The organism is Pseudomonas sp. Tri1, assembly GCF_017968885.1.
Taxonomy (GTDB): Bacteria; Pseudomonadota; Gammaproteobacteria; order Pseudomonadales; family Pseudomonadaceae; genus Aquipseudomonas.
In genome coordinates this window covers 4250598-4276869 of sequence record NZ_CP072913.1, presented here as the reverse complement: position 1 = coordinate 4276869, position 26272 = coordinate 4250598, and the positions used below count along the sequence as shown (strand labels likewise).

Genomic DNA, 26272 nt, shown 5'->3' with positions numbered 1-26272 from the left:
ATGAGCGAATTGATCCGAGTCGAGAATTTGCGCGTGGTCGCCGGCGGCGAGCGTGGCGAGGTGGAGATCGTCAAGGGCGTGAGCTTCTCTCTGGAGAAGGGTGAGGTACTGGCACTGATCGGCGAGTCTGGCTCCGGCAAGACCACCATCGCCCTGGCATTGCTCGGTTATGCCCGGCGCGGTTGCCGCCTGGCCGGTGGCGTGGTGCAGGTCGGCGAGCACGACATGCTGGCGTTGAGCGAAGGCGAGCTGCAAGGCCTGCGCGGCAACCGTGTGTCGTACATCGCCCAAAGCGCCGCTGCTGCATTCAACCCGGCCAAAAGGCTCATCGACCAAGTGGTGGAAGGTGCGCTGATCCACGGCCTGGGCAATCGGGCGACGCTTGAGGCCAAGGCCATCGAACTGTTTCGCGACCTGGCGTTGCCAAATCCCGAGCGCATCGGTCGGCGCTATCCCCATCAAGTCTCCGGCGGACAGTTGCAGCGGGTGATGGCGGCCATGGCGCTGATCAGCGATCCGCTGCTGGTGGTGCTCGATGAGCCGACCACGGCCCTCGATGTGACCACCCAGATCGACGTGCTGCGTGCCTTCAAGCGCGTGGTGCGCGAACGTGGCGCGACGGCGGTCTACGTGTCCCACGACCTGGCCGTGGTTGCACAGATGGCCGACCAGATCGTGGTGCTCAACGGCGGGCAGATCTTCGAACACAATGCCACCGCATCGCTGCTCAAAGGTCCGGCCCACGCCTATACCCGCAGCCTGCTGGCGGCGGCGCGGCCGGATACGACGATTCGCCCGCCTTGCGGCGTAGCCGAAGACACGCCATTGCTGACCATCCAGGGTTTGACCGCCGGCTACGGCAACAAGAACCAGCATGGCATGCCGGCGATCCGGGTGCTGGAAGACATCGACCTGACCGTACGCCGGGGCCAGGCCATTGGCGTGATTGGCGAATCGGGCTCGGGGAAGTCGACCCTGGCGCGGGTGGTGGCGGGGCTGTTGACCCCGGCCCTCGGTGGGTTGACCTTTGATGGTCAGCCACTGGGTGGCAGCCTGTCTGAACGTACGGACGAACAGTTCCGGCGCATCCAGATGGTGTTCCAGAACGCCGACACCGCGCTGAACCCGATGCACAGCATCAGCACCATCCTGAGCCGGCCACTGAAGATGTATTTCGGCCTCAAGGGTGCGGCGTTGCGCGAGCGTATCGGCGAGCTGCTGGACCTCGTTCGTTTGCCTCGGGAGCTGGCCGAGCGCCGCCCGAGCGAACTCTCCGGTGGGCAGAAGCAGCGGGTCAACCTGGCCCGGGCGCTGGCGGCCAAGCCGGATTTGATTTTGTGCGATGAAGTGACTTCGGCCCTGGATACCGTGGTCGGCGCGGCAATTCTCGAACTGCTGCGCGACCTGCGCCAGCAACTGGGGGTGTCCTACCTGTTCATCAGCCACGACATCTCCACGGTGCGGGCGCTGTGCGACGACATCGTGGTGATGTACAGCGGCCGCAAGGTCCAGGCGGGGGCACGACAATCGTTCGCCCAGGCGCCGTTCCATCCCTACACCGACCTGTTGATCCACTCGGTGCCGGAGTTGCGCCAGGGCTGGCTGGAAACCTGTGGCGCCACGACTTGCGGCAGCCTGCCTGCGTTGGGTGCAAGGGCCGACGTGCCGGGCTTGTGCACCTTCCTCAGCCGCTGTCCGGTGCGGGTCGACGGTGTGTGTAACCTCATTGCGCCGCCTCGGCGCACCCTCGACGGTGGCAGTGAAGTGCTCTGTCATCACGACAGCGCCGAGCTGCTCAAGAGCCAACAGGATTCAAACAGCATGATCGTGGGAGCCTACGCATGAACGGGCGTTTCGTGAGGCTGGCCGAACAGGGCCGGCCTATCGTCAAATTGAAGGTCGATGGCGTGCCCATCGAGGCGCTGCAGGGCGACACGCTGATGGTAGCGTTGCTGACCCATGGCCCGGCGTTGCGCCAATCGGAATTCGATCCGGGCAGCCGCGCCGGCTTCTGCCTGATGGGCGCCTGCCAGGATTGCTGGGTCTGGACCCGCAGCGGCGAACGCCTGCGGGCCTGCTCCAATGAAGTACGCGAAGGGCTGGACATCATCACTCGGCAACCGGAGGCAATATGGCCACTGCGCGGATAGTCATCGTAGGCGCCGGGCCGGCCGGCATCCGTTGTGCCCAGACCTTGGTGGCGGCGGGCTTCAAGCCGATCCTGATCGACGAAAATCGTCGCGATGGCGGGCAGATCTACCGGCGTCAACCTGAAGGGTTCACCCGCAGCTACACGACGCTGTACGGCACTGAGGCAGACAAGGCCCGGGACCTGCACGAAAGCTTCGATCGCCTGCGCCCACAGATCGACTACCGCCCCGATACGCTGGTGTGGAACCTGACGCCCGGGCAGCTGTGCTGCGTCAGCCAGGGACGGCACACGACGGTGGACTATGACGCACTGATCCTCTGTACGGGGGCCACCGACCGCCTGATGCCGATCGAAGGTTGGCAACTGGGCGGCACCTACAGCCTCGGCGGGGCCCAGATTGCGCTCAAGGCCCAGGCGGTTTCCATCGGCCACCGCGTGGTGTTCATGGGCAGCGGGCCGTTGCTGTACCTCGTTGCCAGCCAATACGTAAAAGCCGGGGCCAATGTTGCAGCGGTGCTGGACACTTCGCCGTTGAGCCAGCGTATCAGAGCCTTGCCCAAACTCATGTCGCGTCCGGGATTGCTGTTCACCGGCATGAAGCTGTTGGCCCAGTTGTATCGGGCGAAGATCCCGGTCCACCTGGGCATTTCGCCCCTGCAAGTGCTCGGTGAGGCGGTCACCGGTGTCAGTGGCGTACGAGTACGCACCGCGAACGGGGAAACCTTGACGGTGGCGTGCGACGCGGTGGCGCTGGGTTATCACTTGCGTCCGGAAACCCAACTGGCTGACCTGGCAGGTTGTCGCATGCGTTTCGACGAGGCTTCAGGGCAATGGTGGCTGGACGTGGACGAAGAGGGCCGGACCTCGGTCAGCGGTGTCTACGCTGCCGGAGATGGTTCGAAGATCCGTGGCGCTGATGCCGCCGAGCACGCCGGGCGGCTGGTCGCCCTGGCCTTGTTGCGCGATTTGCAGCAACCGGTGGACGCTGCGCAGGTCGCCGAGCAGCGCCAGGCGCTCAGGGTAATGGATGCGTTTCGCCTCGGCCTGGCCCAGGCGTTTCCCTGGCCCGCCGCGCAAGCCAAGGCCTTGCCGGACGAGGCCATTGTTTGCCGCTGCGAGATGATCAGTGCCGGTGAGTTGCGTCGCACCGTCAGTGAAAAGGGCGCTTGTGAAGTCAACCGGGCCAAGGCTTTCAGTCGGGTCGGCATGGGCCGTTGCCAGGGGCGTTACTGCTCCCAGGCCGGGGCTGAAGTGATTGCCGCCGCAGCGGGTGTCCAAGTGCAAGAGGTGGGACGCCAGCGCGGTCAGGCACCGGTCAAACCGCTTTCGATGCTCACCCGGGAGGTGGCGCCATGACGGTGAATAAAGCCGATGTGGTGATCGTCGGTGGCGGCCTGATGGGCTCGGCGGCGGCGTTTTTCCTGCGTCAGCGGGGGCAATCGGTGATCCTGCTGGAGCGTGACCAGATCGGTCAGTACGCCAGCGGCGTGAACTTTGGCAACGTCCGGCGCCAGGGGCGTTTCCTCGGGCAACTGGAGTTGGCGAACCGCTCCTGGGCGCTATGGAAACGCCTGCCGGAGCTGATCGATGACGACCTGGAATTCATCGCCAGCGGGCACATGCGCGTGTGCTATCGCGAAGACGAAATACCCGAGCTCGAGGCTTACGCAGCGGCACCGGAAGCGGCGCAGCTGGACTTGCAGATCTATCGCGGCAGCGAACTACACGCGCGTTTTCCGTTCCTTGGCAAGGACGTCAAGGGCGGCTCCTATGCGCCGCACGACGGTCACGCCAACCCGCGTCTGGCGGCCCCGGCGTTTGCCCGGGCGGCCCGACGGCTCGGCGCACGCATCGAGGAGCGTTGTGAAGTGGCCGAGGTGCAGAAGGTCGGTGACGGCTTCAGCATCAGCACCACCGATGGCCGCCAGTTCGGCGCCGCTCAGTTGCTGATTACTGCAGGCGCTTGGGGCCAGAAGCTCTCGGCACAGTTTGGCGAACCGGTGCCGCTGGACACCAACGGTCCACAGATGGCCGTTACTGAACCGGTGCCATATGCCTTGCCAACGGTGATCGGGGTGTACACCAAAATTCCTGAAGAGGTGATCTATTTCCGCCAGATTCCCCGGGGCAATATCGTTATCGGCGGCGGCTATCGCAGCAAGCCGGACATGCTCAACCGCCGGGCCTATGTCGAGCCGCGCAGCATCCTCAATCAACTGGACCAGATGCGTCGGCTGCTGCCGGGGGTCGGTAACCTGAACATCATCCGCGTGTGGAGCGGCATCGAAGGCTACCTGCCGGATTCCTTGCCGGTGATGGGGCCCAGTGGCAACGTCGACGGCTTGTACTATGCGTTTGGTTTCTGCGGGCATGGCTTTCAGCTCGGCCCGGGCGTCGGTGATGTCATGGCTGAGCTGATCAGCACCGGCAGCACCAGCACGTCGATTGAGCCGTTCTCCATTCGCCGGTTCGCCCCTTCTGCCGAGCAACGGAGCAAAGCCTCATGAAACCCCGCGTGCTAGCCATTTTCGAACGCCTGCTGGCGTTTGAAACGGTCTCATCAGAATCGAACCTGGCCTTGATCGAATACGTGCGCGAGCTGTTGCTGAGCAAGGGCATCGAGTCGCTGATCGTCAAGGATGAAAGCGGCAAGAAGGCCAACCTGTTCGCCAGCACCGGTCCGCGTGAGCTGCCGGGGATTCTGTTGTCCGGGCATACCGACGTGGTGCCGGCGGCGGGGCAGGCGTGGACGGTCCCGGCGTTCCAGGCGACCGTGCGAGACGGGCGGGTCTATGGGCGTGGCAGTTGTGACATGAAAGGGTTCATTGCGTTGGCCATCGACGCCATGCTCGATGCCGCCGACCATTCCTTGAACCGGCCACTGCAATTGGCACTCTCCCATGATGAAGAGATCGGTTGCGTGGGGGTGCGGCGTTTGCTCGATGTGCTGCACCTGGCGCCGGTGCGGCCGTTTCTGTGCGTGATCGGCGAGCCGACCAACATGCAGTTCGTGCTTGGCCACAAGGGCAAGGGGTCCTACCGTACTTACTGTCGCGGTTTGGAGGCCCACTCGTCGTTGGCGCCGCGCTCGGTCAATGCGATTCATGTGGCCTGCGATTTCATCGCGGCATTGCGCCAGAGCCAACAGCAATTGCAGGAGCAGGGCGCCCAGGACCTGGATTACGACGTACCCTACAGCACCGTGCACGTCGGGCAGATCGTCGGTGGCAAGGCGCTGAACATCGTACCGAACCTGTGCACCCTGGATTTTGAAGTGCGCAACTTGCCGGCCGATGATCTGGACTCGTTCCTGGAACAGCTGCGCGAGCAGGCCGAAGTGATCGTGCGCGAGGCGAAAAAACTCTCCAGCGTGGCGGACATCGAGATCGAAACCCTGAACGTCTACCCGGGCCTGGATACCCATCCGAGCGTCGAGGCGGTGCGCTTCCTGAAGAACTTCGCCGCCCCCGACACCGGCACTGCCAAGGTCTCTTTCGGCACCGAAGGCGGCCTGTTCAAGCAGCGCCTGGATGTACCCGTGGTGGTTTGTGGCCCGGGCTCCATCGAACAGGCGCACAAGCCTGACGAGTTCATCGAAATCAGCCAGATGGACGCGGGGGAGCGGTTTTTGGAAGGGGTGCTGGGCTCTTTGAAAATCTGACCGGCCCCAAGCCATACACAGCCCCTGTGGGAGCGAGCTTGCTCGCGATGACGACGGCACAGTCAACATTGGCATCAACTGACCCACCGCTATCGCGAGCAAGCTCGCTCCCACAGGGGGGCAGGAGCGAGCTGAGCCACTCAGTAGAGCCTGCTGCTTCCCCGCAAATTTCAGCATCCAACACTGCCCAAACCCCGCTTTCAGCATCCTGCCCCGTGGCATCTCCTTAGACTGGAATCACCTCGGAACAGGACGCGACCATGCTCAAGAATCAATTGAAAGACCCCAGCCTGTTGGCAGAACTCGCTTACATCGATGGTCAGTGGATCGGCGCCGATAGCGCGGCCACCCTGGATGTCATCGACCCGGCGACCGGTGAAGTATTGGCCCGGGTGCCGGCCCTGCAAGGCGTGGAAACCCGCCGCGCCATCGAGGCGGCCGAGCGTGCCTGGCCGGCCTGGCGAGCGCGGCCGGCGGCTGAGCGTGCGGCGCTGCTGGAGCGTTGGTACCAGGCCATGATCGACAACCTCGACGACCTGGCGCTGATCATGACCCGGGAGCAAGGCAAGCCGCTGAACGAAGCCAAAGGCGAAATCCGCTATGGAGCCGGCTTCGCCAAATGGTTTGCCGAAGAAGCCCGGCGGGTTTATGGCGAAACCATCCCGGCGCCCAGCGGCGACCGTCGCCTGCTCACGCTCAAGCAACCGGTTGGTGTTTGTGCGGCGATCACCCCGTGGAATTTCCCCAATGCGATGATCACCCGCAAGTGCGCGCCGGCCTTGGCGGCGGGCTGCCCGGTCATCGTCAAACCCTCCGACCTGACGCCTTTGTCGGCCCTGGCGCTGGCGGTGCTGGCCGAGCGGGTCGGGATTCCTGCCGGGGTGTTCAACGTTGTCACTGGCCTGCCGGCCGGCATCGGCGAAGAGCTGACTGGCAACCCGACGGTGCGCAAGATTTCCTTCACCGGCTCCACTGCTGTCGGGCGGCTGCTAATGCGTCAGAGCGCCGAACACATCAAGCGCTTGAGCCTGGAGCTGGGCGGCAATGCGCCGTTCATTGTGTTCGACGACGCGGACCTGGAGCAGGCGGTGGCCGGGATCATGCTCAGCAAGTTTCGCAACGCCGGCCAGACCTGCGTCTGCGCCAACCGCATCCTGGTGCAGGACGGCATCTACCAACGCTTCGCCGAGCGCCTGGTGGAGGAGGTGGGCAAGCTCAAGGTCGGCAACGGCCTGGAGGCTGGGGTGACGATCGGTCCGCTGATCAACCTGGCTGCAGTGAACAAAGTCGCCCGGCATATCGACGATGCGTTGAGTCAGGGCGCGCGTCTGCTCTGTGGTGGTGTTCCCGAGGGCGACAGTCAATTTGTCGAGCCAACGGTGCTGGGCGAGGCCCACGCCGGAATGCTGCTGGCCAACGAAGAAACCTTCGGCCCGGTTGCGCCGCTGATGCGCTTTACTACCGAGGAGCAGGCACTGGCCCTGGCCAATGCCACGCCGTATGGCCTGGGCGCTTATTACTTCACCCAGGACCTGCGCCGTTCATGGCGCTTCGGAGAGGCGCTGGAGTTCGGCATGGTCGGTCTCAACACCGGGCTGATCTCCATGGAAGTCGCCCCGTTCGGCGGCATCAAACAGTCGGGCCTGGGACGCGAGGGCAGCAAATACGGCCTGGACGAATACCTTGAAGTCAAAGCCTTCCACATCGGTGGGCTGTGATGCGGCCAGCGTTTGAACAGACATTAGGGAGGTACGCTTGATGAGCAAACCATTTCGAATCGCCGCCATTGCCGGCGATGGTATCGGCAAGGAAGTCCTGCCGGAAGGGCTGCGAGTGCTGGAGCAGGCCGCGAAAAAGTGGCAGCTGTCGCTGGACATCGAAGTGCTCGATTGGGCCCACTGCGATTACTACCTGGAGCACGGGCAGATGATGCCCGCGGACTGGTTCGAACAGCTCAAGGGCTTCGACGCGATCTACTTCGGCGCCGTGGGCTGGCCGGACAAGGTGCCCGATCACATCTCCCTGTGGGGCTCGTTGCTCAAGTTCCGCCGCGACTTCGATCAGTACGTGAATATTCGTCCGGTGCGCCTGTTCCCAGGCGTGCCGTGCCCGTTGGCTGGACGCGAAGCAGGGGACATCGACTTCGTGGTGATCCGCGAGAACACCGAGGGCGAATACTCCTCGGTCGGCGGCAAGATGTTCGAAGGCACCGAGCATGAGTTCGTGCTCCAGGAGTCGGTGTTCACCCGGCGCGGGGTCGACCGGATCCTCAAGTTCGCCTTCGACCTGGCCCAGACCCGACCGCGCAAACGTCTGACCGCAGCGACCAAATCCAACGGTATCTCCATCAGCATGCCTTACTGGGACGAGCGCACGGCATTGATGGCCGAGCAGTACCCGGAGGTGAAGTGGGACAAGCAACACATCGACATCCTCTGCGCGCGTTTCGTGTTGCAGCCGGATCGCTTCGATGTGGTGGTGGCGTCGAACCTGTTCGGCGACATTCTCTCTGACCTGGGCCCGGCCTGCGCCGGCACTATCGGCATCGCCCCGTCGGCCAACCTCGATCCGCTGCGGCGCTTCCCGTCGTTGTTCGAGCCGGTGCATGGCTCAGCGCCGGATATCTACGGGCAGAACATCGCCAACCCGATCGCGATGATCTGGTCCGGTGCCTTGATGCTGGATTTTTTGGGGAACGGCGATGAGCGTTATCGCGCGGCCCATGATGGGATTCTCAAGGCCATCGAACAAGTAATCGCCGAAGGCCCCATCACCCCCGATCTGGGTGGACAGGGCTCGACCCAGGATGTTGGCCGTGCGATCGCCGCAGCACTTTGAGGCTTAACCCGGCAGGGACGCCGGACAAACCTGTGACACTTTTTGCCCGCTCACACTGCGGGCTTTTTTTTGCCGCCAGATCATATCCACCATGGTTCCCCTGTGGGAGCGAGCTTGCTCGCGATAGCGGCGGATCAGCTTGCAATGATGTTGGATGTGCCTCCGCCATCGCGAGCAAGCTCGCTCCCACATTTGATCTGGGGCGCCCTTCGGTTTTGCGGCTGGCGAAGGTCCACTGTGGAAGCGAGCTTGCTCGCGATAGCGTTGGGTCTGCTTGCGATGATGTTGGATGTGCCGCCGCCATCGCGAGCAGGCTCGCTCCCACATTTGATCTGGGGCGCCCTTCGGTTTTGCGGCTGGCGCAGGTCCCCTGTGGGAGCGAGCTTGCTCGCGATAGCGTTGGGTCTGTTTGCGATGGTGTTGGATGTGCCGCCGTCTTCGCGAGCAGGCTCGCTCCCACATTTGATCTGGGGCGCCCTTCGGTTTTGCGGCTGGCGCAGGTCCCCTGTGGGAGCGAGCTTGCTCGCGATAGCGGCGGATCAGCTTGCAATGATGTTGGATGTGCCGCCGCCATCGCGAGCAAGCTCGCTCCCACATTTGATCTGGGGCGCCCTTCGGTTTTGCGGCTGGCGCAGGTCCCCTGTGGGAGCGAGCTTGCTCGCGATAGCGTTGGGTCTGCTTGCGATGGTGTTGGATGTGCCGCCGTCTTCGCGAGCAGGCTCGCTCCCACATTTGATCTGGGGCGCCCTTCGGTTTTGCGGCTGGCGCAGGTCCCCTGTGGGAGCGAGCTTGCTCGCGATAGCGGTGGATCAGCTTGCGATGATGTTGGATGTGCCGCCGTCTTCGCGAGCAGGCTCGCTCCCACATTTGATCTGGGGCGCCCTTCGGTTTTGCGGCTGGCGCAGGTCCCCTGTGGGAGCGAGCTTGCTCGCGATAGCGGCGGATCAGCTTGCAATGATGTTGGATGTGCCGCCGCCATCGCGAGCAGGCTCGCTCCCACATTTGATCTGGGGCGCCCTTCGGTTTTGCGGCTGGCGCAGGTCCACTGTGGGAGCGAGCCTGCTCGCGATAGCGGTGTGACTGTCGTACACCGGATTACTTGACGACGTAGACCTTGCGCACATAAACGCTGCTCTTCCAGGCACACGGCGCATTCAGGGGCACGAACACCGTATCGCCAGTGTTGACCGTCAGGCCGGTGCCATCGGCGGCTTGCAGGGTGACGCTGCCTTCGAGCAGGTGCATCAATTCGTGCAGTCTGTGCGGTCGTGACCGGCGGGTGTAGGGCGTCGAGTCCCAGATGCCGATGCGCAGGTTGCTCGCCTCTTCGACAAACAGATTGTGGGAACGACATTGTGGCGACGGGCTCAGCAGGATCTCGTCGTCCGGTGGCGCAGAGGGCGAGAGCAGGGTGTGGGCGGGGAGTGCCGCGAGCCCGGGATGACGTTCTTCGACAAGTTGGGTGTCGGCGCAGAAAGCCCAGAGAGACTCCGCCTGCGCCTCGACCTCAAGCGCCGTCCCCCGGCCGATCACCGCGCTTTCACCCGGCTTGAGCTGCAGCGTTTGCGCCTGGCTGCGCAACGTCACCGCGCCGGCATGCACCACGATCGTTTCGCTGAACGGGTATTCATCGACGCTGAACTGCCCGTTCCCCCGGACCACGCCGGCGGCGATGCCATCCGCCCCGGTGTAGGCGATGAGCCTGTCGAACGGATCGTTGGCCGCCAGCGAGCCGGGGGTGAATGAGGTCGAGGCGAGACGGCCATCGGCGTGTGCCAGCAACACTGCTGTGGGTTCGAGCATGAAGGTGATTCTCCAGGGAAGCGTTGATCAAGACGGTTTTTCAGCCAATGGCCTGGGTCACCGGCGCGAATTGCCGCACCGCACCGCTGGCCGCTGGCGGGGTGCCACGGGCCATCTGGGCGACGGTGTCGACCTGTTTGAGCCCGACCTCTTCCAACCAAGGCGCCAGGCCACTGTTTGAGGGAATGTCGATGCGAACGAATGCGTCCGGCACTTCGGCCAGCAGCACGGCGATCAAGTGCCGGGCCTGTTCCAGGTTCTGGGCGATGACCGGGCCGATGCAGCGGCCACGGCCGAAGGGGCGCAGCAGGGCGAAGGCGCACAGGTGCCCGTCTCGCTCGATCCCCACTGAATGTTCAACGACGCCGAACAGGTCATTGAGCACGGCGGTCCGTTCCAGCCCGCTACCGGCATTGGCCAGTTTGATCAACTCGGCGTGATCGGCTTCGCCCAGCACGCGGCAGTGTTCGCCGGCGGCCAGTTCTTGTGGAGCCGGCACCCGCGCTTGCCCTTGGTGCTGCTGGATATGCCCAAAATCAACGAACCCCTGGCTGGCATACAGCGGGGCACCGGCCAGCGTCGCATTGAGCACGGCGGTCCGCGCGCCGCATGCCTCGATCGCCAGTTCCATCAGTTTGCGACCGATCCCCTGGCCCTGGTACTCATCGTCGACAATCACCAGGCCGATGGTGGCGTAGTCCCCTTGGGCGCAGGTGAACGCCGTTCCGATCAAACGGCCCTGGTCTTCCACGACAAAACCCTGGGCGACACGTTGCAACATCGCCCAGTCTTCCAGGCGATGAGGCCATTTCAACTGCACGGACAAGGCATGGGCTGCTGGCACGTCGGTGGCTGTCATGGCGCGATAGAAGTATGTAGGGCGTTGCGAAATGGACATGGCAGATCACCATAAAATAAGGGACGAAACCGGATGGTTTTGTGCGTTGAAAGTCTTTGTATCTCACCTGCAATCGGGCCTGGCAAGCGCGGAAAATCGATTCGGTATCTTCCGTAAGCAACGGCTCTGCCGGCCACATTTCTTGCTCAAATCAGACGTTTGGCCAGCAGTAAATACCGGCTCGGTTTTTCGCCGTTCAGATCGAAACCAACGGCCACCGAGGGCTCAATAGCTGCGCTCACGGTCAACCAACCCCAGCATCGCCTCACCCCGCTGATGCCGGCGGATGTTCTCCAGCAACACGCCAAATGCGCTCTCGGGTTGGGTCATTGCCGCGATGTGCGGTGTCAGCAGGATCTGCGGATGTTGCCAGAACGGGTGGTCCGCGGGCGCCGGTTCCTGCTCCAGTACATCGAGCACCGCCGCGCTGAGTTGGCCCTCGGCAAGCGCTTCCAGCAGATCCGCCTCTACCAGGTGCCCACCCCGGCCCATGTTGACCAAGGCCGCGCCCTTGGGCAGTTGCTGGAACAGTTGGCGGTCGAGAATCCCCCGGGTGTGCTCGGTCAACGGCAGGACACACAGCACTATGTCGCACTGGCCGAGAAAGGCCGGCAATTGCTCGTCACCGGCAAAGCACTCCACCCCGTCAATGTGATGCTCGCTGCGAGCCCAACCCGACAAGGCAAAGCCAAATGTCTTCAAGGTGGCGAGTATCTGTCGCGCCTGCAAACCCAGGCCCATGACGCCGACCCGACGCTGCTGCGCGGGCACCAAGCGGTGTGCTTGCCAGCACCGTTCGGCCTGTTGCTGGCGATAGCGCAACATGTCCCGGTGCAGGCTGAGCACGGCGAAACTGGCGTACTCGCACATGCCTTGGCTGATGCCCGGGTCAAGCAAGCGCACCACTGGCAGCGTGGTTGGCAAGCGAGCGAGGTCGAGCTGATCGACACCGGCTGACAGGGCGAACAGCACCTCCAGGTTTGGCAATAACGTTTCGATGTCGTCCGGTGCCTGCCAGGCCGCCAGGTAACGAATCTCCCGCGGGTCGCCGATGTCCGGCCAGGCACGCCACTGGATATCCGGCGCGTGTTCGGCGAACAGGCGCCGCCAGTGTTCGCCGCGTACCGGATCAGCTTTATAAAGCAGGGCCATGGAGCACTTCTCGCCTGAATTGAGGAATACCTAGGATGCCTCAACGCCAGAGCAGGATCTGTCGAAAGCGCCCGTATAGAAGCATCACGCTGCGTTGTAAGGTACCCCTCCCAGCAGATTCCTCGGGCCGGGAGGTCGCTGGAGGATTCTGCTGTTTGCCGGGGTGTAAACAGTCGATCCGGATTTCTCAGCGGCCAAGTTCGGCTTAGACAATCGCGTCGAACCCTTAACCTGTGAACACACCGCAGCCGCTTCCTGGGTGCGAGGCTCACGATGGGAAATGCCATGAACAGTAAAGTCGAAGAAACTCCAAGTCTGCTCCGTCAGCGTGATCAATTCGTGCCACGTGGTCTGGTCACCGCACACCCGCTGGTCATCGACAGGGCCCAAGGCTCGGAACTGTGGGATGTGGACGGCAAGCGCTACCTGGATTTCGTCGGCGGCATCGGTGTGTTGAACATCGGCCACAATCATCCCAAGGTGGTTGCGGCGGTGCAGGCTCAATTGCAGAAAGTCTCCCATGCCTGCTTCCAGGTCGTGGCCTACAAGCCCTATCTGGACCTGGCCCAGCGGCTGTGCGAAATGATCGGCGGCCAGGAGCACTACAAAGCAGCCTTTTTCACCTCCGGCGCCGAAGCGGTGGAAAACGCCGTGAAGATTGCCCGTGCCCACACCAACCGCTCGGCGGTGATCGCCTTTCGCGGCGGGTTCCACGGTCGGACTTTGCTCGGCACCACCCTCACGGGGATGAGCCAACCCTACAAGCAGAATTTCGGCCCGTTCGCGCCGGAGGTCTTCCATACCCCGTATCCGAATGCCTATCGCGGTGTCACCAGCGAAATGGCGCTCCAGGCCTTGGACGAACTATTGGCGACCCAAGTGGCGCCTGAACGGGTTGCGGCAATCATCATCGAGCCGGTGCAGGGCGATGGCGGTTTCCTTTCGGCACCGGCCGAGTTTCTTCAAGGCCTGCGTACCCTGACCCAGAAGCACGGCATCGTGCTGATCCTCGATGAAATCCAGACCGGTTTCGGTCGCACCGGCAAATGGTTCGGTTTCCAGCATGCTGGCATCCAACCGGACCTGGTCACCGTCGCCAAAAGCCTCGCCGGTGGCCTGCCGCTGTCCGGTGTGGTTGGCAAGGCCCAGATCATGGATGCACCGTTGCCCGGTGGCCTGGGCGGTACCTACGGCGGTAACGCGCTGTCCTGTGCGGCGGCGCTGGCGGTGATTGAGGCCTACGAGCAAGAACAACTGCTGGCTCGCGGCGAAGCCCTGGGCGAGCGCCTGCGCCAGGGCCTGTTGCGCCTGCAAGCCCGATACCCGCAGATTGGTGACGTGCGTGGCAGCGGTTTCATGCTCGCGATTGAGCTGATCAAGCATGATGACGCACGCACGCCGGATGCCGACCTGAACCAACGCTTGATCGACGAAGCCCGCGCCGGTGGCTTGTTGGTGATCAAGTGCGGGGTCTACCGCAACGTGCTGCGCTTCCTGGCGCCGCTGGTGACCAGCGAAGCGCAGATTGACGAAGCGTTGCAGATTCTCGACGCTGCACTGGCCCGGGTCACGGGCTGAAACGCCTGGCGTTCGGGGCGTTTGCCAAGGCAAGCGCCCACGCCATTAATGGAGCGTGAATTGATGGACATCATCGGAGGCTTTACCCATGAGGCTGACTGAATATCGAGCGTTGTTGATCGACTGCGATGAGGTTCTGGTGGATCGCGACTCCGGCGTCTGGGCGGCCTTGCAGCCGCTATTGGAAAACCATGGCAATCCACCGGACAAAGCGCAGGTGCTGGCCGAGTTCGACGAGGTTTTGCAGGCCCTGTACCCACGCTTCGGCGAACTGGGCTTCAGCGGATTGCTGTGTTTCGCCCACCGCCAATTGGCCGAACGCTGGAAGCTCAAGGTCAGTTGGGAGGAGGGCATGAGTTTCGCTCGCTCGGCTGCCGGCTGGACGCTGTTCGAGGATGCGCCGGGGGCGATGCTCTACCTGCGCAAATTCTATCGCCTGCTGGTGCTGGGCGATCGTGATGCCGAGGACCGAGGCGCCTTGTGCGAGCGCCTGGGCATCGAGCCGGATGATTTCATTTCCCTGGCGAGCGACCCGTTGCAGGATCACGATTGGTTGCTGAGCAACGATCTGGATGCCGAAGCTATTCTACAGATAACCCGTCCGGGCGCCCGTCCACGGGAGGTCGGGGCGGTTTGCCTGATCTGCCGCAGCAGCGAAAACCCGTCCACGCCCTGTGCGGCGGATTATTGCATCAACAGCATGGCTGATCTGGTGGCTCAGCATCAGCTGTCTTTACGACGCTGATTTTGTTAGAAGATTGTCTTACGAACGGCAGGCAAGAGGTATGCGATGGAAGGTTTAGCGAAACTGGACCGGATCGACATCAGCATTTTGGTAGAGCTTCAAAAAGACGGTCGCATGACCAACGTCAGCCTGGCCGATGCCGTCGGCCTGTCCGCCAGCCCATGCTTGCAGCGGGTCAAGCGGCTGGAATCGTTGGGGTATATCTCCAGTTACAAGGCCCATCTGAACCTGGCCAAGATTACCGATTCGGTAACGGTCTTCACTGAAGTCACCTTGAGTGACCACAAGCGTGAGGACTTTGCCAAATTCGAATCCAACATCCGCCTGGTGGATGAAGTGCTCGAATGTCACCTGATCAGCGGCGGCTACGACTATCTGGTGCGCTTCATGACCCGCAGCATCCAGGATTATCAGGATGTGATGGAAAGTTTGCTGGACAAGAACATCGGCATCTCCAAGTACTTCAGCTACATCGTCATCAAATCCCCTGTGCGCAAGGACGAGATTCCGCTGCGTAAACTGTTGCGGCATTGATGGCAGCATGGTTCCACCCGAGCAAATGTGGGAGCGAGCTTGCTCGCGATGGCGGTGTGTCAGAAACATAAATGCTGACTGACACTCCGCTATCGCGAGCAAGCTCGCTCCCACAGGGCAGGGGTTTGCTTTATTCCTGGAGGAACTTCAGCAGGTCCTGGTTAAGACGGTCCTTATGCGTCTCGGTCAAGCCATGCGGGGCGCCAGGGTAGACGATCAGTCGAGCGCCCTTGATCAGCGCCGCCGAAGCCCGGCCTGAAGCATCGATAGGCACGATCTGATCGTCGTCGCCATGGATGACCAGGGTCGGCACGTCGAATTTCTTCAAGTCACCGCGAAAGTCAGTGGCCGAAAACGCGGCGATGGAATCATAGGTATTCTTGCTGCCACCCATCATGCCCTGCGCCCAGAAGGATTGAATCAGGCCTTGGGACGGCTTGGCACCCTTGCGGTTGTAGCCAAAGAACGGGCCCGAGGCGATGTCCAGGTACAGCTGCGAGCGGTTTTCCAGGGACGCCTTGCGCAGGCCGTCAAACACCTCGATGGGCAGGCCGCCGGGGTTGGTTTCGGTCTTGAGCATCAACGGTGGTACCGAGGAAACCAGGACGGCTTTTTTCACCCGACCGGTGCCGTGCCGACCGATATAGCGTGCCACTTCACCGCCCCCCGTCGAGAAACCAACCAGGGTCACATCCTTCAGGTCCAGCGTTTCGATGACTGCCGCCAGGTCGTCGGCGTAGTGATCCATGTCATTGCCTTCCCAAGGCTGGCTGGAGCGACCGTGGCCGCGACGATCGTGGGCGACTACGCGATAACCCTTCGAGGCGAGGAACATCATCTGCGCTTCCCAACTGTCCGAGTCCAGCGGCCAGCCGTGGCTGAAGGTCACCACCTGGCCATTCCTCGGACCCCAGTCCTTGTAGTAAAGCTGTACGCCATCCTTGGTGGTGATATAGCTGGCGGACTGGATCACACTGCCGACAGCGGACACGCTCGCAGCGGCCTGGACAGGCGATGCTGCCTCGGCGTTGAGGGTTGCCAATGCCAGTGTTGCGACGGCCAGGGTGCGGTTGAATGTGTTCATCGTTTCTCTCTCCATAAGGGGCGGTTTGATCTGCTGCGATCGTCGTCGATCGCGTTGGTGGGCAGATTAGAGAGAGAGGCTGATGAGCAGAACTGCATGGTATCGATAGCAACTATGGGGAATAACAGATACCTGCGTTTCGCTTCGGTGGCGTGGCGAACAAATCGTGGGAGGGAGCTTGCTCCCGCTGGGTGGCGAAGCCGCCTCAAACGGTTACATGGTTGAAAGCGGCAATGTCTTCAGGCCATAGGGTGTTTGAATATGCGCAAGCAGATAGGGTGCCGAAGGCGCTTGCAGTGCATGAAGATGAACCGGGCCAGAAAAGTTCATGGCCGTCAGGAGCGCTTCGATTTTTTCCGGATCCGTATGAAAGACATCCAGTGCCAATAGCGAACAGCCTTTGTCCTGGAGCATGTCCGCAGGGTGAGGTCCAGGCGCCCATTGAATGAGGGTGGGGGCCGATCCGGCCATAGGCAGGCTGCCATCCGTTGGTAGGGTTATTTGCCAACTCAATGTTCCCCTCGTCATGGGTTCAACATCCCCGACAACGCTGTGACACGCATCACGAGCCACATGGATAGCATCGGTCCGTGCCACCCAGGTCGCCAGGCGCGCCGGCGATTGAGGGCCCAATTGATCGAGGCCGAACCAGCGCGGGCGATCCGGGCGTTTGGCGGATGGGTCTACTGTAATCACTTCCAGGTACAGCCCTGGGCCCAGGTGAAGCAGCCGGTTATGGGTGCCCATTCGGGAATGGGCGCCACCCGCTTGAAGGTCGACGCCCAATGCAGCCGTCACGAACGCACAGCCGGTATCGAGGTCTGGCGCCACGACGACGAGGTGATCAATAGTGGTTTTCATGTGTTCATCCGTCCGTGAGTTGGGAAGTACATGCAGCCATCAACCAAAGGAAGGCATCGGCCCCAGCGAGTGCAATATCCACATGACCGCCGCTACGGCTGCCAGTACTGCGACTACAAAGCCGATCAGCAGCCATTTCAGGATTTTCGGCGCTTTCGACGGCTGGGATCTTGGCGCGAGCGCCTCTACCGTATGCCTCATTTCCTCGGCGCAGCGCGGGCAAGCGGCGTTGTCGTCAAGGATGAGGGACGTGCATTGATCACAGATTTTCATGTCGTCGCTTCGAGACTCAAAGGAGGGTTAGCCGGGCGCCACGCATAAACATCGCGGCATTAAGATTTAATATTTATAGACAATGCCCAGCTTACCCATGATCTCCAGCGCATTGGCCAGGCCCAAGCCGTTCATGGGCAGGCAGGCAAAAGCCTGGTATTCATCGAAATGAGTGCCGATGGCCAGCAACTTCAAATCATGGGCATCGAGCTGTACGTTGAAATACTGAAGCAGCGCCCGCTCCCAGTCGTTGGCAGCGTTAATGTCTTCGATGGCTTTGCGGTCAGGCGCGGGGATCTCAATGTCCAACTGCCGTAACGGTGCCAGGGCATTGACCGCATCAACCCCTAGGGACGACCACTCCTTCCATTCGAACTCGGCCAACTGATTGGCCTCGGTGAGCGCTGACGCAACTTGCGTCCACGCCCAATCCCACTGTGCGGTAGGGGCCGGGATTTTCTCAGTGAGTACTTGCGCGTGGGCCTCATCGAACAGGTAATAAAACAGGTCGGCCAGGGTGTCGGCCACATCGAGTTGTGGTCCTTGTTCCTGGGTGTCCAGGTCTTGGCTCAAGCGCTGCCAGAGGCTGCCCAGCTCGCTCCAATCGTCTTCGGCCATATCATCATCGATCACCTGTGCCTTATGGCCGCGCTGGTAGTTATCCAGGCATGTCTTGCGCACCCGTATTCCACCCCCGACAAGATCGACTTCATAGCTGCTGTGATCCAGATAGTTGGTCTGGAAGACGATACGGTCAGCGAAGACGTCATGGACGAGACTTTCTTCAGCATCGAAATACGTCGCGCCCTCAAGTTTTCCATGGGTGGTGATGATACGTTGAAATGCCAGTGGATCGATTGGATTCATAGGGATGGGATCATATGGAGGAAGGCGGAAATGGACGTGCTCGGGCAGGCATGCCCCTATTCGATCTGCGCTGATCCTACACCAAGGTGCAGGGGTTGCTAAGGGGAGGGAGGGCTGCTTTTGGCCGTGGACTCAACCGTTAGACGCGTCTGGGTCTATGCTTGTATTACCCTTTCAACCAGGTCCAACCATGAGCGCTCAATAGCATCAGGAGAATACGTGAGACATTCGACACCGGCTGCAGCGCTGCTCTGTCTATTGCTTGGCACTGGGGTCGGCGCCGAGGAGTATCAGGTTGTCACTGAAGAGTGGGCACCGTACAACTACCAGGAAAACAATCAGCTCACCGGCATGACCACGGAAATTGTCCGGGCCATCATGGCGCTGACCGGGGATAAGTTCGAGGTGCTGCTGCAACCCAGTATGCGCGCCACCCAGATACTGAAGACCCGGCACAAGACCATCATGTACTCCCTGTTTCGCACGGCGGAGCGCGAGCCACTTTACAAATGGGTCGGCCCGATCGTGGAAGAGTCCATTCACCCCTATCAACTGGCCAGTGCGCCGCCGGTGAACTCCCTGGAGCAACTGTTGCACGCCCCGCAGGTCACCACGCGACATGCCGGCCTGGTGCCCACGATGCTGCAGTCGCTGGGCTTCAACAACCTGGACAAAAGTGCAACCGAGAGCAAGCTACTCTACCGCATGCTGCTCGCCGGGCGCACCGGCATCATTGTCGGCGACACCGATGCGGGAGTGGCTTACTACAGCCGCCAATTGAACATCGCGCCCGGCACGCTGCGAAGGATTCCCATCGAGCTCTATCGTTCGTCGCTGTATATCGCTTTCAGTCCTGACTGTGACGACGAGGTGGTGACCGCGTGGGCCAGGGCTTTGGAGCAGTTGCGGCGTTCTGGGGAGTTGGAGCGGATTCAGCGGCGGTATGAGGGGGCGGTTGGGAAATGAACGCGCGGAACCGGCGAAAACCGGCCCCGCAGACCGTCACTTACTTCACACTCTGCACATGCATGTCGATGGATATCGAGTCATTTTTGTCAGTACTGGCGTGATAGAAGAAACCATAGTCAACCAAGTAGTAATAGTGCTTCAGCGGCACAGGTGTTGAGCTTGGGCGCTGTTCACGGCAGCTCAACGCCTTGGCGTTACCGCTCAAGCCTGGGTTCAATCGTTTGGCTGGCCCTTCACTGTCGACGGTGCAGTCGAAGGTTTTCGGTTCCGTGCCCAAGGTCCCAATCAGGTTGCTGGTAAGGCTGCCCTCTCGGGTGAAGCCCAATTGACTGCCCACCGGCATGTGCTGCCAATCGCCATGGAAGCTCAGGCTGTTGACCACCTCGGTGTTTTCGGAACGCGTGGCCCGCTCTGTGCCGGAGAGCCTGACCAGGCCGCGCCAGTTGATCTGGCGGCCATTGAGGTTTTCGCTTTTGTGAACAATGCTCAGCTGTCGGGTTGCAGGGTCAGTAGACAGGAAGTACTCAGTACGCTGCGGCCAACTGTTTTGGGCGTTACTGACGGTGCCTGCCAACTCAATATAAGTCAGCGTCTTGACCGGGGCCGGCATGTGCAGTTGCTCGATGCTCTGCAACACACCTGGGTTGATGTCCGGCAGAGCGTCAGCCGCTACCGGCGCTTTGGCACGTGACTTGAACGTTGGCAGACTGGCAATGCTCGTCGGCGTGTTGCACACGAGCTCAAACACCTTCAACTGATCCGGGGCGGCCGCTGTAATGGCCTTGGCCTCGGGAAACATCTCGACGTTCCCATCAGTGACCTCGTTATTGGCATTGAGGTAATAACGGGCCAACAACGTGGCGTTTCGCGCAGCGCAGTCCATCGTGTACTGCTCGCGGGTCTGCGTGAAAGGCGCGCTACTCAGCGGGTTGAGACGGGCCTTCGGCTCGTCGTACGCCATCCAGAATTGCACCAGTTTGCCGTTCTTTTGCAGGCTGCTGTTATCGAGCAACAACCATCGTTCAGCGTCGCCCGTCGTCACCTGGCGCCAATCCGGTAGGGGGAGCCTTTTACACGCTTGGGTGAAATCCCGGTTGTTCATCAGCGCCGCGTGATACCGCTCGGGCAACGCAGTCGCCGGGGCATAGTGGCCGGAATTGTTGGCATAGGAGCGGCGGAGCATGAATGAGTAAACCAGGTTGATCTGTGGCTTGGTGCAGGCCGCCGAAAACTGAACCGTTTGCCAGAAGGGTATGTTCGGTTCGCGTGGGGCGAACACCTGGAAGTTGATGACATCGCCTTCGCGCATCAGGCTGTTGGGCGTCAACGGCTGAGCGAGGAGGGTGGCTTGTTTATCGGCTGGAGGCTGTTGGCTGACGCAGGCGTTTAGCAGCAGGGCGGCGATGAGGAGGGTAGGGCGTTGCACAGGTGTCTCCGGTAAGTCCATTGAGGGAGGCGTTTTTTGGGGGGGTAGAATAGAGGGAGTGATTAGGTGACGCGAGCCCGGGTCAGCAATCAGGCCGGCCAGCGTCGGTGAACGACGATTACCGGCCTGTGGCACTGTAACGAGTTAGCAGGAACAGCGGGGATTGGAGCTTAACGGAACGTCCAATGGGTAACCGGGTTACCTACGGGCTCTAGACCAAAGCGATTAGCAGGTTTGATTTGGTTTTTTTGAAAAATATCGTACATGTCACTAAGTATCGATTTACTTCCGTAGTACGAGTGTCCTATAAAGCTGAAACTCGTATCAGCATTTGAAGCATCAATTGTGTCTACACCTTTCAGTAACGTGAGACTTGCACCAGAGTCGCCTAGCCTGGCTGAGCCATGGAATTTTCTAGACAGTTTCAGTGCTTCATCGTTAGAAGATGCATATAAGGTTAAGTTTAGATTGGCCTCGGTAAGTTGAGGTGCGATGTCTCTCTTGAATATTCTTGTGTCAATATCTGGAGCGGCCAGGATTATGGATTTTAGTTTTGCGGTGAGTTCGGGCTTTTCTCGGGTTAGTGAGACTAATGAGCTTGTCAAAGCTCTGGTGCCCATGCTGTGACCGACTAAATATACATTTTCTGCTGCCGTGGTACTTAGGAAGTCGGATAAGAATCTTTTAAAATGAGGTTCAGACCATGCTATGTTTTGTTCATCCCAGGGGTATGTGGCGGTGCTTTTCTTTGACGGCCAGCTATAAAAAATAGCGGCACCTTCAAATTTAAGGTCCTGCGCCATTTGTGCGGTCCGTAGGGCTGCGTCTGAGAAGCTGACATTATATCCATGGACAAAGATAAAAGCATTCAAGTTTGAGGTGCTAATAATTTGTCTTTCTAGGTTTTCAAAAAATATTTCTTTTCCTATGATTTTTGTAGATAGGAGCACCATATGCTTTTCAGGGTTTTCCAGGAATTTCCACCCCAGCGCTGGACCTTCGATGACTCCGACTTGATGGTTAAAGGGGATGCTTACGTCGCAAGTGCCGTAGAGTAGCTCATTTTCACTTTCATTGGGTACCTCTGTGAAAGGTTCTTCTCCCTCGACGGTATTGCGCGTTCGGTCAGTTGCAAAGTTGACCCGAATTGTTTTGTAGTTGGGTGCTTCAGACGGGCGCGTCGGCACTGAAATTACTTCATGTAAAGTTACTTGAGGCGTTCCGGTGGAAGTGGGGTTGTAAATTATCTGTGGGTCCCATTCAAGATGTGAGTATTCAGTGTGCAGCGCTTCGTCATGGTCGATGAATACCGCATGATTTTCACTTTTTTGCATTGCGCAACTTGTAAGAATCAACGCGCATGCACTAAAGATAAAAGCCAGGATTATCCGTTGGTGAGTCATGGCAAGTTCTCTATTTGCTGAATGGGCATTGTACAAGCGCATTGACGAACGCTGCTTTGTTCACCAACGTCCTGGTACGAATTGCATCTTGATATAACAGTGCATCCTCGGTCGACAATCCTGCACATTGCCCTAACAAATCGTTAGCCTGGGCAGCTACGATGGAGGTATCTGAAGGAAGTATTGTTTTGCTGCCATCAAACCAAATTGAAGCTAAGTTCAGGGTTTCGAGCCTTCTTCTTTGTGAGTCCGGCGGGCTGTCCTTGATCGCCTTAAGGAGGTGTACAGTACGACCGCGAATCTCGGTGCTTTCCAAGCTGTTTCTGATTTCTTGCATTTTTTCTGCGGTCAATTGATTGTTTAGAATGCTTGGGCCAGTTGCAGTGATACTTGATTTTAGTGCGGAAAAAATTATCTGTTGAGCATCATTGCTCACCGCGTTTTTAGCCTTGCTTACCTCAATAACCATATATGAATTATCGGTATAGAAGCAATCCGCAGTGGGCTCGATCATCGAAGCGCAGCGTGAATGGACAACCCTTCCTGTGGCATCGTTATAGGCCAGAATGGACCAGGGGATTTGTTGAGTGCGGTCTTCGCTCCTTATCAAAACATAGTTGCCTGCCTCAATAGCAGCAGAGCTTGGGTTTATCGTAGAGTTTTCAGTGGTCGGGCTTTTTAAATCGAATGAAAAAGTAAATATATTGTCATCTTGATCATCTTTGATAAAAACCTCAGCTAACGAAGAAAGGATTGCGGTGGCAGGGTGCGCAGGCGGGTAAAAAGTTTCACCGAGTCCGGCAAGGTTAGCAGCTAGGTTTCTTAATTGGGTGCCGTCGGTATCTAATTCTATTATATAGAAATCAAATTTCAGAGGGTTTCCGCCATAAGTTATTGGGCCGAAAACGCCATGCAGATTCGACAGGTTGAGGAACTGCCCGCGACGCACGTCATTGCTGTAAAAAATAACCTTGGAGCTTTTTATTCCGTCGCTTCCAAATTTTCTATTGCAAGGGTCCTCGCAGGTGCTGGAAACAATTGCAATATCCCCGGTTGTTGGTTCGTTTCTAATGACGCGCAACAGGCTTCTATATTCTGTAAAATCTTTTACGAAAACTTGCTTTAGCGAAACTGTGATCGGATCGCCAGCGCTAATTAGGTTTGCTGCGGCCTCAGAGCGAATGTATTTTGGGTTTAGAATCCCTTGGTTGGTGCCGGGTCTATTATATCGGTAATCAACGGTTCCCTGGTTGCTGATGGCGCAAGCTGAGCAGAGTGTGATTAGTGATAATAGCACTACGTTCGCGAAGGTGCTGCGCATCATAGGTGACCACTCCGTGTGTTTTTTTTTTTTGCTTTTCAGATGCAGCATAGTTTAGTTTTTTTTGACGTAAAGCCGATTTTCTTATTTTTTATCGAAGGTGGATTGAAGGCTGAGAAGCTGCTACCAAAGTGCGTTGTGGTATTGGATTTAATAAAAAGTGTTTCAAAAATGATTCAGTAATGGGCTGATGTGGTTGACAGATCTTTGAATGAAACCCTGGAGAAAAAGGGGCGGCTATTTCTGTCTTCGAGTTACAAATAAATCCGTTCTCCCATTACATCCTCCGCGTTGAGACCTGGCGCTCGCCTCAGCTCGACCAGGTCGCGGTAAAAACGCTGTTTCGCCTCGACGCTTCAGGGGCTGTCAGCGGTAATCGTGATCAGCGCAAAGTCATGGCTATGCGGTCCGCCCAGGTAGACAGGATCAAATATCAATCGCCCACTTCATGTTGATTAATGACTTGGAAGCGATCGGCCTTCGGCACCTCGAAGCAATCGACCAAGGCGTCGTGCAATTGGGCAATGCGTGTAAATATTCGGCCGACTTCCCCGATGCAGTGAAATACATGAAAACGGCAGCCCCAGCCTCAGGGCGTCACGTACTCGCCTGAACAATGGACGACTTGAACCAGTCGATCACAGGAGTGATCAATGCGTTGTTGCGATGCCTGGTACGCAGCAGATAACCGTGATCCTCACGTAACACTGTTGGCCCCAGCCGCACCAATAACCCGTCCTGCACGGCCTTCTCCACCAGCGCCCCCCACGCGAGCGTGAGGCCATGCCCTTGAATAGCGGCGTTCAACAGCAGCGGATAATTGTTGAAGGTGAAGCTCGTCTTCTCGTCAATTGGACCGAACCCGGCCAAGGATGACCACCTTGCCCAGTCTAGCCATCGAGGGTTGCGCTCATCCATATGCAGCAGTGCAACAGATCGCAGATCCCGCGCTGTCACATCAGCGCCCAAGCCATGTGCCAGGGCAAAACCTGGGCTACACACAGGGAAGACTCTTTCAGGTGCGAGCATGATCTCCGTATCTTGCCTTGGGTTTCGCTGATCGAAACTGATGGCAAGGTCGACGTCATGGAGATTGGAGATGTCGTGTGTATCTACCGGAAGAATTTGGAACCGCAGATCAGGGAATTCACGCTGCAAGATATGCAGACGAGGCAATAGCCAGAGGTGAGAGAAGCCGAAATTGGCAGAAATTGTGATTAAAGGGACATGGTTGGAGAAACCTGCCTGAACGCGCTCCAGCGCCGAATGCAAATTTGACAACAGCGGTGATAGGTCTTCATAGAAGCGTTTGCCACCCAAGGTCGGTCGAAGCTGATTGCCGGACCGATCAAGCAACGCCCCCCGATAGATTCCTCAAGGCTTCTGATCTGCTGAGAAATGGCAGGTTGAGTCGTCCCGATTTCCTTGGCCGCTGCGGTCATGGACCCCAATCTCACTGCGGCCTCGAAGGCCAGAAGCGCCTTCATCGCAGGAACAGCTCTCTTCTCGTCAGCCATAAGATTTTTGCATGCCACGTATAAGGTTTGAGTGGGTATCTCAACTGTCATCAACTACTTAGTCTTGGACTGGCGCCGACATCCAAAACAACAATAACTCGGTCATCCTCACATACAAATTCATTCGCTGCCAAGCCCCACAAAAACACCGTCGATCAATCTGGTATGCGGAGAATCGCCATGCGTAAATCACTGTTGTATCTAACTTTTTATGGGCTGACCGTTTCATCACTGGGCGCCTTTGCGGCGACTGATACCGAGCAGTGCAAATCCATTCGACTAGCCGATTTAGGTTGGGCTGATAACGCCGCTAATAATGGCGTGACCATGGCGGTTGCAGAGTCCATAGGGTATTCCCCCAGCAAGACCATGGTCGCAGTGCCCATCGCTCTCGCCTCGATCCAGGGAGGAAAGTTGGATGCGTTTCTTGATTACTGGTCCCCATCGCTCGACCCCACAGTCATGCCGTTGGTCAATGAAGGCAAGCTTCTTAAGCAACAGCCGCCAAACATGACAGGGGCCAAGTACACCTTGGCGGTTCCTACCTACTTGGCGGAACAGGGCCTGCATTCCTTTCAGGATCTCGCGAAATTCAAAGATCAGTTGGGCGGCAAGATCTACGGTATCGAGCCCGGAAGCGGAGGCAATTCTTCATTGAAGAAAATGATCGAGAAGAACCTCTATGGCCTAGGCGGCTTCACGCTGGTTGAGTCCAGTGAGACTGCCATGCGGATGGAGGTCTCGCGTGCCATCGCTCGTAATAAGCCGATTGTGTTCCTGGGCTGGGCCCCGCACCCCATGAACCTCGAATTCAAGATGACCTATCTGTCCGGCGGGGATGAGGTGTTTGGTCCCGACTATGGTGCAGCCTCGGTCTACACCGTCACCGCGCCTGATTACGCAACACGTTGTCCGAACGCAGCGAAGCTCATCAGCAACATGCGTTTCGACACCGACATGGAAAGCGAAATCATGGTGGGTATTTTGAACAAACAGGATCCTGTGTTGCTCGCCAAAGTGTGGATCAAGAAGAACCCGGCCTGGCTGGAAAAATGGCTGGACGGTATTACCACCTTTGACGGCAAAGATGCCATGACTGCGTCCCGCACCTACTTTGGCATCTGACGCTTTGTATTAGAAAAATGCATGGCATGGATTCGGCTTTCCGGCGTTTCCATTGGCCATGTTTT

General features: G+C 59.0%; 22 protein-coding genes and 1 pseudogene. 12 read left to right on the top strand and 11 right to left on the bottom strand.

The window, feature by feature from the left end; translation table 11 throughout:
- The 7 genes from J9870_RS18225 (at window position 1) to J9870_RS18195 (ending at window position 8651) form a co-directional block, all read left to right on the top strand.
- Window positions 1–1845, top strand: a complete 1845-nt coding sequence (locus tag J9870_RS18225; protein WP_210639369.1) for an ABC transporter ATP-binding protein — start codon at window positions 1–3, stop codon at window positions 1843–1845.
- On the top strand, window positions 1842–2150 hold the full coding sequence (locus J9870_RS18220) for a (2Fe-2S)-binding protein (RefSeq protein ID WP_210639368.1): 309 nt from the start codon (window positions 1842–1844) through the stop codon (window positions 2148–2150). The genes J9870_RS18225 and J9870_RS18220 overlap by 4 nt, the downstream gene beginning before the upstream one ends.
- Window positions 2132–3508, top strand: coding sequence for an FAD-dependent oxidoreductase (locus J9870_RS18215; RefSeq protein ID WP_210639367.1), 1377 nt, complete (start codon window positions 2132–2134; stop codon window positions 3506–3508). Before J9870_RS18220 ends, J9870_RS18215 begins: the two co-directional genes overlap by 19 nt.
- Entirely contained in the window at window positions 3505–4659 is a 1155-nt protein-coding gene (locus tag J9870_RS18210; protein WP_210639366.1) for an FAD-binding oxidoreductase, read from the top strand. The genes J9870_RS18215 and J9870_RS18210 overlap by 4 nt, the downstream gene beginning before the upstream one ends.
- Window positions 4656–5813 (top strand): acetylornithine deacetylase, encoded by a 1158-nt coding sequence (gene argE / locus J9870_RS18205; RefSeq protein WP_210639365.1) that lies wholly within the window; start codon window positions 4656–4658, stop codon window positions 5811–5813. Before J9870_RS18210 ends, argE begins: the two co-directional genes overlap by 4 nt.
- Before the next feature lie 260 nt (window positions 5814–6073).
- Window positions 6074–7531, top strand: coding sequence for an NAD-dependent succinate-semialdehyde dehydrogenase (locus tag J9870_RS18200; protein WP_210639364.1), 1458 nt, complete (start codon window positions 6074–6076; stop codon window positions 7529–7531).
- Window positions 7532–7571: 40 nt separating this feature from the next.
- Complete coding sequence (locus tag J9870_RS18195) at window positions 7572–8651, top strand: tartrate dehydrogenase (RefSeq protein WP_210639363.1); 1080 nt, start codon at window positions 7572–7574, stop codon at window positions 8649–8651.
- A 1095-nt stretch (window positions 8652–9746) separates the two neighbouring features.
- Here the strand turns inward: J9870_RS18195 and J9870_RS18190 are convergent.
- The 3 genes from J9870_RS18190 to J9870_RS18180 form a co-directional block, all read right to left on the bottom strand.
- Window positions 9747–10454 (bottom strand): cupin domain-containing protein, encoded by a 708-nt coding sequence (locus tag J9870_RS18190; RefSeq protein WP_210639362.1) that lies wholly within the window; start codon window positions 10452–10454, stop codon window positions 9747–9749.
- 40 nt (window positions 10455–10494) lie between these two features.
- Window positions 10495–11352 (bottom strand): GNAT family N-acetyltransferase, encoded by an 858-nt coding sequence (locus tag J9870_RS18185; protein WP_210639361.1) that lies wholly within the window; start codon window positions 11350–11352, stop codon window positions 10495–10497.
- Between the two features lie 225 nt (window positions 11353–11577).
- Window positions 11578–12504 carry a glyoxylate/hydroxypyruvate reductase A gene (locus J9870_RS18180; RefSeq protein ID WP_210639360.1) on the bottom strand — a complete coding sequence of 309 codons (927 nt, stop codon included), beginning with the start codon at window positions 12502–12504 and terminating at the stop codon, window positions 11578–11580.
- Window positions 12505–12789: 285 nt separating this feature from the next.
- On the opposite strand from J9870_RS18180, the gene gabT reads away from it, so the two are divergent.
- From gabT to J9870_RS18165, 3 genes are all read left to right on the top strand, one after another.
- The gene (gene gabT, locus J9870_RS18175; protein ID WP_210639359.1) at window positions 12790–14082 is read left to right on the top strand and encodes a 4-aminobutyrate--2-oxoglutarate transaminase; all 1293 of its coding nucleotides are present in this window, start codon (window positions 12790–12792) and stop codon (window positions 14080–14082) included.
- Window positions 14083–14170: 88 nt separating this feature from the next.
- A complete protein-coding gene (locus J9870_RS18170) occupies window positions 14171–14827 on the top strand; it encodes a 2-haloalkanoic acid dehalogenase (RefSeq protein ID WP_210639358.1) in 657 nt (218 codons plus the stop codon).
- Window positions 14828–14872: 45 nt separating this feature from the next.
- Window positions 14873–15361: an Lrp/AsnC family transcriptional regulator gene (locus J9870_RS18165; RefSeq protein ID WP_003203167.1), complete on the top strand. Its 489-nt coding sequence runs from the start codon at window positions 14873–14875 to the stop codon at window positions 15359–15361.
- Window positions 15362–15491: 130 nt separating this feature from the next.
- Here J9870_RS18165 and J9870_RS18160 read toward each other — a convergent pair whose 3' ends face one another.
- From J9870_RS18160 to J9870_RS18150, 3 genes are all read right to left on the bottom strand, one after another.
- Window positions 15492–16445 (bottom strand): alpha/beta hydrolase, encoded by a 954-nt coding sequence (locus J9870_RS18160; protein WP_210639357.1) that lies wholly within the window; start codon window positions 16443–16445, stop codon window positions 15492–15494.
- 213 nt (window positions 16446–16658) lie between these two features.
- Window positions 16659–17306, bottom strand: coding sequence for a VOC family protein (locus J9870_RS18155; RefSeq protein WP_210639356.1), 648 nt, complete (start codon window positions 17304–17306; stop codon window positions 16659–16661).
- A gap of 339 nt (window positions 17307–17645) precedes the next feature.
- Window positions 17646–18446 (bottom strand): hypothetical protein, encoded by an 801-nt coding sequence (locus J9870_RS18150; RefSeq protein WP_210639355.1) that lies wholly within the window; start codon window positions 18444–18446, stop codon window positions 17646–17648.
- A gap of 219 nt (window positions 18447–18665) precedes the next feature.
- Here J9870_RS18150 and J9870_RS18145 point away from each other — a divergent pair, with 219 nt between their 5' ends.
- Window positions 18666–19412, top strand: coding sequence for a transporter substrate-binding domain-containing protein (locus J9870_RS18145; protein WP_210639354.1), 747 nt, complete (start codon window positions 18666–18668; stop codon window positions 19410–19412).
- Between the two features lie 40 nt (window positions 19413–19452).
- On the opposite strand, the gene J9870_RS18140 is transcribed toward J9870_RS18145, so the two are convergent.
- The 5 genes and pseudogenes from J9870_RS18140 to J9870_RS18125 form a co-directional block, all read right to left on the bottom strand.
- Window positions 19453–20841: a surface-adhesin E family protein gene (locus tag J9870_RS18140; protein ID WP_210639353.1), complete on the bottom strand. Its 1389-nt coding sequence runs from the start codon at window positions 20839–20841 to the stop codon at window positions 19453–19455.
- A 170-nt stretch (window positions 20842–21011) separates the two neighbouring features.
- Window positions 21012–22244, bottom strand: coding sequence for an alpha/beta hydrolase (locus J9870_RS18135; protein WP_210639352.1), 1233 nt, complete (start codon window positions 22242–22244; stop codon window positions 21012–21014).
- A gap of 10 nt (window positions 22245–22254) precedes the next feature.
- On the bottom strand, window positions 22255–23568 hold the full coding sequence (locus J9870_RS18130) for a hypothetical protein (protein WP_210639351.1): 1314 nt from the start codon (window positions 23566–23568) through the stop codon (window positions 22255–22257).
- A 251-nt stretch (window positions 23569–23819) separates the two neighbouring features.
- Window positions 23820–24146 (bottom strand): annotated as a pseudogene (locus J9870_RS29745) (tautomerase family protein).
- Window positions 24147–24162: 16 nt separating this feature from the next.
- Window positions 24163–24885: a LysR substrate-binding domain-containing protein gene (locus J9870_RS18125; protein WP_246883023.1), complete on the bottom strand. Its 723-nt coding sequence runs from the start codon at window positions 24883–24885 to the stop codon at window positions 24163–24165.
- A 377-nt stretch (window positions 24886–25262) separates the two neighbouring features.
- Here J9870_RS18125 and choX point away from each other — a divergent pair, with 377 nt between their 5' ends.
- Window positions 25263–26207 carry a choline ABC transporter substrate-binding protein gene (choX, locus tag J9870_RS18115; RefSeq protein ID WP_210639348.1) on the top strand — a complete coding sequence of 315 codons (945 nt, stop codon included), beginning with the start codon at window positions 25263–25265 and terminating at the stop codon, window positions 26205–26207.
- The last annotated feature ends 65 nt before the right edge of the window (window positions 26208–26272 follow it).